Consider the following 9808-nt stretch of genomic DNA (forward strand, 5'->3'; position numbering starts at 1 on the left):
GCTGCCCGATGACTACCTTAAACTGCTCAATCCGCTGTGGTCTGCGCGGGAACTGCGTGGCCTCGTCGTCGATGTTCGCAGGGAAACCGAAGACTCGGCCACGGTCACGATCAAACCGGGATGGGGCTTTTCCGGCGACTACCAGCCCGGCCAGTACCTCGGCATTGGACTGCGGGTTGGTGGGCGCTGGCATTGGCGGTCTTACTCGCTGACGTCGATCCCACGGCGCGACAAGAAGTTAATCGCGATCACCGTCAAGGCCACTCCCGAGGGCTTCTTGTCATCACATCTTGTGAACGGCGTCGAGCCCGGCACGGTTGTTCGACTTGCCGCCCCGAGGGGCGATTTCGCTCTACCTGATCCGGCGCCGGCCAAGTTGCTGTTCGTAACTGCCGGCAGCGGCATCACTCCCGTGATCGCGATGCTGCGCTCGCTCAGACAGCGTGGCGAGAGTCCCGACATCATGCATATCCATTCGGCGCACTCCGCCGGCGACGTGATATTCCACGACGAGTTACGTGCGCTGGAGCGCACCCAGCCCGACTACCGGCTGCACCTGCAGCTGACAGCCGACATGGGCAAGGTCGACTTCGCCGCGCTCGACGGCCTCGTCCCGGACTGGAAAGATCGCTCAACGTGGGCGTGCGGTCCGCCCGCCATGCTCGACACCGTCGAAAAGGTATGGACGGAAACGGGTATGCGGGACAAGCTGCACACGGAGCGGTTCGCTATTGGCCGCACCGACAAAGGCGGCGAGGGCGGCACGGTCACCTTCGCTGTCTCAGACAAGAGCGTCAAACTCGATGGCGCGACAACTCTGATGGAAGGTGGCGAGAAGCTCGGCATCCAGATGCCGTTCGGATGCCGAATGGGCATCTGCCAATCCTGTGTATTGCCGCTGGAATCGGGCTACGTGCGCGATCTGAGGTCCGGAACTGAGCACCGCGCCGGCGATCGAATCCAGACCTGCATCTCCGCAGCATCCGGCGACTGCACCATCGACATTTAGGAGCGCCGCATGGCGATCACCGACATCAGGCAGTACGCACACCTCACCGCGGCCGACATCGAAGAATTGGGCCGCGAACTGGACGCGATCCGAACCGATATCGAGGAGTCCCGGGGCGAACGGGACGCCCGCTACGTCCGCAGAACAATCCAGCTGCAGCGCGCTTTCGTGGTCGGTGGCCGAATAGCCTTGCTGGCGAGCAGGAACAAGGTCGCCTGGGTCACCGGGACCGCCCTGCTCGGCACCGCGAAGATCATCGAGAACCTGGAACTCGGGCACAACATCATGCACGGCCAATGGGATTGGATGAACGACCCGGAGATCCATTCCACCGAATGGGAGTGGGACACCGCCTCTCCGAGCGTGCAATGGAAGCACTCGCACAACTTTGTGCACCACAAATACACCAACATCGTCGGGGTGGACGACGACGTCGGCTACGGCCTCCTGCGGGTCACCCGAGACCAGCGCTGGAAACCGGAGTATCTCGGCAACTCTGTCTTCAACCTGCTGCTCGGAACGCTTTTCGAGTGGGGCGTCGCGCTGCACGGGGTTGAATTAACGAAGGTCCGCAAAGGTAAAAAATCCATGGACGAGGTCCGTAAGGACTTGCGCGTGATCGGCAAGAAGGTCGCCAAGCAGGTCGGCAAGGACTACATCATCTTTCCCGCCCTGTCGGGCCCCAGGTGGAAGCACACCCTGGCCGCGAACGCGGTAGCGAACCTCATCCGCAACTACTGGGCGTATATGGTGATCTTCTGCGGGCACTTCCCTGACGGCGCCGAGAAATTCACCCGCGAGGAATACGAGAACGAGACGCACGCAGAGTGGTACTTACGGCAGATGCTCGGTTCGGCGAATTTCACAGCCGGCCCCCTGATGGCTTTCATGAGCGGCAACCTGTGTTACCAGATCGAGCACCACCTGTTCCCTGACTTGCCAAGCAACCGGTACGCCGAAATATCCGAGCGCATCAAGCCTTTATGCGACAAGTACGACCTGCCGTACACGACCGGATCCTTAATGCACCAGTACATGCAGACGTTCTGGACAATCGTCAAGCTCTCGGTCCCGAACAAGTTCCTCGAAGCTACCTCGGACGATGCGCCCGAAACTCACTCGGAGCTGAAATTCCGAATCCGTGAGGGCGTTCACGAGAGCTTCGGTGTCGACCCCGACACCGGCAGACGTCGCGGCCTGCGGACCGCGTTGCGCGAGCTTCAGACCGGTGACGTCGCGACAGCCTGAGCAGCCGCGCATCGTGGTGGTCGGAGTTAGAATCGCTCGCAGTGCGCTTGCTTCGGCGAGCAGACCGCGACCGGCTCCGCGCCGGGATCCTTTGTCGGAGAACGACCACGGTAAGATCTGACGTCGAATAACGAGATGCATTCGGCGAGCACGACCTTCACGTCGGTTCGGGTTTCAAAAGCGATTCCGGGCTAGGCCGGGTCGGTCAGGTCGGCGATTCTCTCAGCTGAGATCGAAGCCGATACTTCGAACAGATGCGCATCAGGGGGATGGTGTCGGAGGCGAGTCCGCCCACGACCACGAGCCGCCGACTTTATCCTTAAGAGACGGGTGAGTCACCGACCCGCGCGGTGGCAGGGCGAGGATCCGGTACCGGCGCGGGCCAGGGAATCAGAACGATTTTGCCGCCGAGTCCGCCGCCGTCGATGCGAGTGTGGACTTCGCGGGCGGCCGCCAGGGGTAGGCGATCGATGACGACGGGATGGATGGCGCCGTCGCGCAGTAGGCCAAACAGTGTGGCCATGTCGGCCTTGAACTCTTCCGGTCGCTTCGTTCGTCGCGCGGTGATGCTGTACCACACTGCGCTACGGCCGCTGAACAGGAACTTGAACGCGCCCCAGAGGTGGAGCCTGGCCAAGCCAAGTCCGGCCGAGAGCAGGCCTTCGCGCCCGTCGGCCATGGTCTGCGATCCGTAGCCGACCAGCAGCCCACCGGATGCCAGACAGGCGAACGAACGAGTGAAATGGGCGCCGCCGATCGCATCGAAGGCGGCGTCCACGCCGGCGCGGCCATTGTGTGCGTTGGGTTGTGCGGCGGTGAGCGTGCGCACTGCTTCGACGAAGTCGCCGTCGCGATAGTCGATTGCCTTGGCGCCAAAGCTTTCAACCACGGCCATGTTGGCGGCAGAGCAGGTACCGATGGCGTTCAGACCAAAATGTCGCGCCAGATCGAGCAGCGCCGTGCCGACCGTGCCCGAGGCCCCGATCGCGAGGATCGTGGCGCCCGGGGACAGCTGGCGGTAGCGGGTGAGCATCTGGAAGGCGGTTAGGTAGGCCAGCGGGATACAGACCGCCTCGGCCGGGTCGACGCCATCGGGGACGGGCACCAGGAACCGCGCCGGCCGGATTGCGTATTGGGTGTAGCCGCCGACGACGCACAAATCGGCCACCATCTGACCCTCGTGCAATTCGGCCACACCGGGACCGATCTTGTCGACGATTCCCACGATGTCGTATCCGGGGGTGAACGGCACCGGCCCCTTGAAATCCGGGTAGCGGCCGCGCCGAATGAAGATGTCCGTGAAGCCGGTGCCGGCGGCCAAAACCTTGATGCGGACCTCGTCGGGACCGGGGTCGGGGATAGTCGCTTGTTCCGTCAGGTCCATTACCTCTGGGCCGCCGAACCGCGAGATAGAAATATTTTGCCAGGTCATCCTCTCACCGTAGACCTAAAAGCCTACGACGAGGATTTTCGCAACTATGTCACTGGTCGCCAGGATTTGCTGAACGCCGGACGCGCAGCATGTGGAACAGCGTCCCACGTGACTGGGCCAACCCCAGATTTCACTCACCTCTGAATCGCCAAGAGCCACAACATTATTGCCGCGCCATCGCGATCGTGAGCCGGTCCTCGGGTTTAATCAGGTGATCTTGGCTGTCGTCGCCAATGTCGATCTGCACCCAGTCGATCTGACCGGAAAACTTGTTGCCGGTGGGGCCGTAGTCCGGTGATGCGGGTGAGCCGGTGTCGGCGCCGACGTCGCAGGCCTCGTCCGCTGAGTAGATCATCGGCTGCGTCCGTTCGACGCGGCCCTGCCCGACGGGTTTGCCGTCGTAGTACAGCGTGACGTCCCCGCCTTTGCCCAGGCCGCCGCCGTCGTACTTGAATTCCATTCGTACCTGGTGCTTTCCGGCTGGGATGGGTTCGCCCGCAGTGACCATGAAGTGGTCGATGCCCAGGAAGTTGTAGCAATATTTGAGCCTGCCCTCATACGCATAAAGCGACCAGCCGCCCACCAAGCCTCCCTGGGTGATAATGACGCCGGTGGCGCCCGATTCGGGAACGGTGATGTCAGCGGTCACCGAATATGACTTGTTTTTCAGGGTCAGCACGCAGTTCTCGCTGACCCGCATCCCGGGGAACAGCAGCTGACTGTCCCCACGGATCAGCTGGGGGCGCCCGGCGAGGTCGGGGTTGAAGCGTTCGAAGGTGCGGTCATCAAGGGGCACGACGTTGTATTTGACGGCCTCGATGAGCCAGAGGCGCTGCATGTCGGCGAGCTTCTGCGGGTTCTCCTTGGCCAAGTCGTGTGCCTGTGTCCAGTCGTCGGGTCCGTACAGCTCCCACACATCGTCGTCAAACGCCGGCGGCGCCTCGGTGGTCCACGGCGTGCGGTGTTTAGTCACCGCAGTCCAGCCCTTGTGGTAAATGCCGCGGTTGCCGAGTATCTCGAAATACTGGACGTCGTGATGCTCGGGCGCATCGCCGTCGCGCAGGGTGGGCAGCATGCTGACGCCTTCCAGTGGCGCCTGCGCAATGCTGTTCACCACGGTGGGCTCTGGCAGTCCGGCCGCTTCCAGAATGGTTTTGGCGACGTCGATGACGTGGTGAAACTGGTTGCGGGCCTTGCCTTTATCGGCGAAGCCGTTGGGCCAGTGCACGATGGTGCCGTTGCGGGTGCCGCCCCAGTGTGAGGCCACCTGTTTGGTCCACTGATACGGCGTGCACAGGGCGTGTGCCCAGCCGACCGCGTAGTGGTTGTAGGCCTTGGGCGTGCCGAAATCATCGATCTTGGACAACAGGAACTCGGTTGTCTCGATTTCTGGCATCCCGTTCAGCATGGCCATCTCGTTAAAGGAGCCGTTCAGTGTGCCTTCGGCCGAAGCGCCATTGTCGCCGATGATGTAGTAGATCAGCGTGTCCTCGAGCACCCCCAAGTCGTCGAGGGTGTCGACGAGACGACCAACCTCGTGGTCGGTCTGCTCGAGGAAGCCGGCGTAGAGCTCCATCTCACGGGCCAGCACGGGCTTCAGCGCGGCGGGCATGTCATCCCAGGCCGGGATCTCGTCGTGGCGTCTGGTCAGCTCCGCATCCGCGGGCACAACGCCTAGTTCCTTCTGCCGCGCGATGATCTGCTCGCGCAACGTGTCCCACCCGCCGTCGAATTTGCCCTTGTACTTGTCCGACCACTCCTTGGGCACGTGGTGTGGCGCGTGGGTAGCGCCCGGGGACCAATACATGAAGAACGGCTTGTCGGGCACCAGCGCCTTCTGCTGGCGCACCCAGGTGATGGCGCGGTCGGCGAGATCTTCGGTCAGCGTGTAGCCCTCTTCGGGTGACTTCGGCGGTTCTATCGGCGATGTGCCCTCATAGAGCCCCGGGTAATACTGGTTGGCCTCGGCACCGACGAAGCCGTAGAAGTATTCGAAGCCCGAGCCGGTGGGCCACTGGTTGAACGGCCCCACGGGGGAGACTTCCCAGACCGGCACCTCGTGGCACTTGCCGAACTGCGCCGTCGAATAGCCGTTGAGCATAAGGGTTTCGGCGATGGGCGCCTTGTCCTTGGGCCGCACGCTGCTGTTGCCCGGCGCCGATGTGGCGATCTCCGTGATTCCGCCCATCCCCACCGAGTGGTGATTGCGCCCGGTCAGCAACGCCTGCCGGGTGGGCGAACACAACGCCGTGGTGTGAAAGCGGTTCAGCTTTAACCCGCCCGCGGCCAACCGCTCGGCCGTCGGCGTATTGCAGGGGCCGCCGAAGGCCGACGATCCACCAAAGCCCACATCGTCGAGCATCACGACCAATACGTTGGGTGCGCCCTTGGGCGGGCGCAGTGCAGTGATCGGCGGATATGTGGTGTCCGGGTCCTTGGCGTCATACGTGGTCAGGCCGACATGCTTGGCGTCCGGAATGGGCAAGATATCCCGCCGCACCTGGTCCCCGATGGGTTGGCCGGCCTGGCCGTCAGATGCGGCAGCGGGCTTGTGGCCGTTGGGTTGTGCTGATGACTCAGCCATGATGGACCTCTCTCGAAGCGTTTGGGTTGCTCTCGCCCAGCCGATCGAGGCTGAGCCTGTGGACAGATGAGTCGCAGTATTCGAACTGCGGGTGGCCGAGGAAGCTCAGCACTACGAAAAGCTAGCTGGCGCAGGGGCTTTTGAGCGTCCTATGCGGCCAATAAGAATGGTGCCCGGCTTGTGCTGGGTCCTACTCATCTCGCGCCTACTATCACTGGAAGGCATGACCGCAATCTGGCGGCTACACCGCGAGCTCGTCTGCGTGGGCCCGATACCCCACCCTAGGCCGTCTCACCAATCGACAACAGCCGGTTGATGACAAACATTCGGAGAACTCGCCAGTCAGCACCGCTGCGGCTGTCCCGGCATGCGGCATATCCCAGAACGCACACGGTTTCCGAAACGAAACCTGTCGCGCGCATTCAGATCTCGCTGTCGTCGAACGGACAGCTCTCGCCGCCAAACCTTTCGCCGTTGAAGCTCAACCCCTTCACGCCCTCGTCTAGTCCGTATCCACAGTGGGTAGCATGCCAAGGGTCCGTGGTGACCACCATTTTCGGCCGCGCCGGGTGCGGATGTTCTGACTTCCACAGCGTGTGGACACCGCGTCATCATGTCAGACCCGCCGCGCCCGTGCGCGATTTCAGGTCCGGGCCTGTGCGCTCACACCGTTATTCGGGTTCCGGTCGGCTGTCGGTCGGCGTGTCATCTTCTTGCTGGCAGAGTCGAATGCCCGGCGCAGCGGTAATGCTGTGCAGGATCAGGCTGAGCGTGACGATCACAACCACGGCCTGAGTGATCAACGTGCCCTGTTTTATCTCGCCTTCCTTGATCACGATCAGGCCAAGCACGAGTGTTCCAATTCCCCGGGGACCGAACCATCCCATGAACAGTTTGCTGCGCCTCGGCAAACCGCTACCCGCCAATGCGATCGCGAGTGATGCGATACGTACCACGATCAACGCGAGAGCTGCGAAAACAACAACCCGCCAACCAGTGTCGCGCCAGGCCGGCACGACTGCCACCGCGCCGAAAAGCGCGAACACCAGCAGTTCGAGGAGCTGGCCGGCCGCGTCGGAGACCTGTGTCGCCGGCGCCTGGGTACCGCTGCGGCGCGAAACAACTGCGTAGGCCAACCCGCCGACGAAGGCGGTGACAAACCCGCTGCCGTGCAACCGCTCGCCAAGCCCGAAGCAGACGAGCGCGAGCGCCAGGGTCGCCAGCTGCGCCCAGGTGCCACTCATCCACCCGCGCGCACTGGATCGTGAGATCACCACGCCGCCGATCACACCAATGAGCACGCCGGCCGCCAGCGAGGCGAACTCGGTACGAAACGCGAACCAGGCCCAGCGGACCGGAGCGGGATCAGTCTGCTCCGAGGCGAGCGTCAGCGCGGCCAGCAAAGCGGCCAGCGCAAGGCCGTCATAAAGGCCGCTCTCAATCGAGAGCGCATGACGGACGCGCTCAGGGATGCGCCGATCCTCGAGCAGGGCGTCCACCAACGCCACCTCGGTGGGCGCCACGATAACGGCCAGGCACACCGCTTCCCAAAACGGCAGCACCGGCAGCACTGAGACGGCGATTGCCGTGTTGAGGGCGATAGTTACGGGTACCCCTATCGCCATCAGGCGCATCGGCAGATGGCCCCGCCGAAAAACGGTCTGCAGGTTCAGCGTGGCGGCTTGGTTGAACAGAATCACCGTCAGCGCCAGCTCCGCAAGGATCGTGAACGCCTTAGCGTCGGTCCCGGCCCCGATCAATCCCAAGCACGACGGACCAAGAACTACCCCGACGACGACGAATATCAGCGCGGGCGCCAGGTACCAACGTCGGACCAGCCCGGAGACGGCGGCGTAGCAGAGCACGAAGACTGTGAGGACGAACGCGGTCTCACTGTGCATTCCCTGCTCCTGCCTCAGCGTCGGCTCCATACTGACATTCCTCGACACGCCCCCGGGGTCCTCGTCAGCCGTGTCGCCTCAATCTGTTCCTTCCTGGATGTTCGCTGCTCGCCACCTAGCGGTGAGATGTCAACGCCCGCTGGCGGATTCGTTAGGCACCGGATGCCTCAACCGGTAACCGGTCTCGAATTCTGTCGACACCCATTGCCAAGCCATGGGATTGGCGCTCGCCGTCGATGCCCGCACGATTTGCTCTTGCGGTTCCTTCCGAATTGTTATTCGCCCCAATGTCTTATTTTGTTGTGCTTAGCTAAGTGGTATCGATAGCCGTTCGGACACTGGATGAGAAGGAGCAAGCATGATGCTGTCAAGGCGTGCCATGCGTAGCGCACTGGTGGGAGCGATCGGCACTTCGGCGATGACCGGCGCGATGCTGTTTGGGGGCGCCTCGTTGGCGTCTGCCGAGCCCACGCCCGCACCGCCACCTCCGGCCCCTGCGGCCCCGGCGCCTGGGTGCACGGCCGCCGACTTGGCGCAGGCGTCGGGCACAGTCGGGACCGCGATGGCGGGCTATCTGTTTAGCCACCCGGACGTCAACAACTTCTTCACCGGCCTTCGTGGGCAGCCGAACGAGGAGATTCGCGGCGACGTCAAGAACTACATGGACGCCAACCCCCAGGTTGAGTCCGAAATCAACGGGATCCGCCAACCCCTCACCGACTTGAGCGATCGCTGCGATTACCACCCTAATTCGGGTCAATAGTCACCTAAGTGGTGTTATGCCCGACCATCACCTTCGACATAGCTAGGCCAGTCACGCCGGTGAGGAGACAAGCAAGATGAGTCATTGGTTACGGTCAGGGACTGTCAGGGCGGTGACCGTCATGGCGCTCGCGACCGTCCCCGGGGCGATCGTCACTATTCCCGCACCCGGCGTCGCTAACGCCGACGTCTGCGCAAGCGCCGGCCGCCGGGTTTCGGTGAGTGGCTGCGCGAACCTCGCCGACGCCGTTGCGCCGTACGTGCCGCCGCCGGCGTACTACGCTCCCATGCCGAACGACCCTCCGCCGCCCCCGAACGTCACCGGATGTGTGGGTTACAACGGTCGGTGGGTCAACGCCTCCGGGTGCCATTAAGGCTCAGACGGCTGCCGGTTTCGGGGGGATAAATCTCGCGCGGGGCGTTGTCGTCGGAGCACCCGGCTTGACCGGGATTGCTGCCATCGCCCGCTCGGCCATCGCCGTGATCGTCAGGCTCGGATTCACACCGGGATTGGCCGGGATGACCGCCCCGTCGCAGACAAGGAGGTTCTGGTAGCCGAACACTCGATGATCGCCATCGACAACTCCGTGCTCGGGGCTCTCGGCCGCTACCGCGCCGCCCAGGATGTGTGCGGTGATCGGCATGTTGAACAGCGCTTCGGTCAGCCAACTCTGTGCTGTCCCACCGGTCCGGTCGGCGAGCCGCCGGGCAATCTCGTTGTTCATGGCCAGGAAGGTGGGCGTCGGGTTGTCCGGATCCTGGCGGGTGGTGAGCCGCAGCCGCCGGCCGAGTATCCGCCGCTTGGGCACCAGCGACAGCGATGTGTCGGTGGTCTGCATGACGCCGGTGATGAGCGAGCGTTGTGACCAGCC

Annotated in this window: 8 protein-coding genes; 4 read left to right on the forward strand and 4 right to left on the reverse strand. The window is 63.2% G+C overall.

Features of this window, described 5'->3' with window-relative positions; genetic code table 11:
- Positions 1-1009: ferredoxin reductase (locus tag VKI00_RS21820; protein WP_324441135.1), on the forward strand; the 1009-nt coding region annotated here is incomplete at its 5' end.
- Positions 1010-1018: 9 nt separating this feature from the next.
- On the forward strand, positions 1019-2257 hold the full coding sequence (locus VKI00_RS21825; RefSeq protein ID WP_324441137.1) for an acyl-CoA desaturase: 1239 nt from the start codon (positions 1019-1021) through the stop codon (positions 2255-2257).
- Between the two features lie 319 nt (positions 2258-2576).
- Here the strand turns inward: VKI00_RS21825 and VKI00_RS21830 are convergent, their stop codons facing one another.
- From VKI00_RS21830 to VKI00_RS21840, 3 genes are all read right to left on the reverse strand, one after another.
- Positions 2577-3689 (reverse strand): medium chain dehydrogenase/reductase family protein, encoded by a 1113-nt coding sequence (locus VKI00_RS21830; protein ID WP_324441139.1) that lies wholly within the window; start codon positions 3687-3689, stop codon positions 2577-2579.
- A 163-nt stretch (positions 3690-3852) separates the two neighbouring features.
- Positions 3853-6273 (reverse strand): arylsulfatase, encoded by a 2421-nt coding sequence (locus VKI00_RS21835; protein WP_324441140.1) that lies wholly within the window; start codon positions 6271-6273, stop codon positions 3853-3855.
- Positions 6274-6944: 671 nt separating this feature from the next.
- The gene (locus VKI00_RS21840; RefSeq protein WP_324441142.1) at positions 6945-8204 is read right to left on the reverse strand and encodes a cation:proton antiporter; all 1260 of its coding nucleotides are present in this window, start codon (positions 8202-8204) and stop codon (positions 6945-6947) included.
- A gap of 328 nt (positions 8205-8532) precedes the next feature.
- Between VKI00_RS21840 and VKI00_RS21845 the strand changes: the two genes are divergently transcribed.
- Positions 8533-8937, forward strand: a complete 405-nt coding sequence (locus VKI00_RS21845; RefSeq protein ID WP_324441144.1) for a heme-binding protein — start codon at positions 8533-8535, stop codon at positions 8935-8937.
- 121 nt (positions 8938-9058) lie between these two features.
- Positions 9059-9310 carry a hypothetical protein gene (locus VKI00_RS21850; protein ID WP_324441146.1) on the forward strand — a complete coding sequence of 84 codons (252 nt, stop codon included), beginning with the start codon at positions 9059-9061 and terminating at the stop codon, positions 9308-9310.
- A 3-nt stretch (positions 9311-9313) separates the two neighbouring features.
- On the opposite strand, the gene VKI00_RS21855 is transcribed toward VKI00_RS21850, so the two are convergent.
- A partial coding sequence (locus VKI00_RS21855) for a GMC oxidoreductase (protein WP_324441148.1) occupies positions 9314-9808 on the reverse strand: 495 nt, incomplete at its 5' end.

The organism is Mycobacterium sp. (assembly GCF_035314665.1).
GTDB lineage: Bacteria > Actinomycetota > Actinomycetes > Mycobacteriales > Mycobacteriaceae > Mycobacterium.

What these genes read in the sequence shown, in the direction of transcription:
- VKI00_RS21825 (WP_324441137.1), top strand. Translation starts at nt 1,019, where the DNA reads ATGGCGATCACCGACATCAGGCAGTACGCACACCTCACCGCGGCCGAC.
- VKI00_RS21830 (WP_324441139.1), bottom strand. Translation starts at nt 3,689, where the DNA reads ATGACCTGGCAAAATATTTCTATCTCGCGGTTCGGCGGCCCAGAGGTA.
- VKI00_RS21835 (WP_324441140.1), bottom strand. Translation starts at nt 6,273, where the DNA reads ATGGCTGAGTCATCAGCACAACCCAACGGCCACAAGCCCGCTGCCGCA.
- VKI00_RS21840 (WP_324441142.1), bottom strand. Translation starts at nt 8,204, where the DNA reads ATGGAGCCGACGCTGAGGCAGGAGCAGGGAATGCACAGTGAGACCGCG.
- VKI00_RS21845 (WP_324441144.1), top strand. Translation starts at nt 8,533, where the DNA reads ATGATGCTGTCAAGGCGTGCCATGCGTAGCGCACTGGTGGGAGCGATC.
- VKI00_RS21850 (WP_324441146.1), top strand. Translation starts at nt 9,059, where the DNA reads ATGGCGCTCGCGACCGTCCCCGGGGCGATCGTCACTATTCCCGCACCC.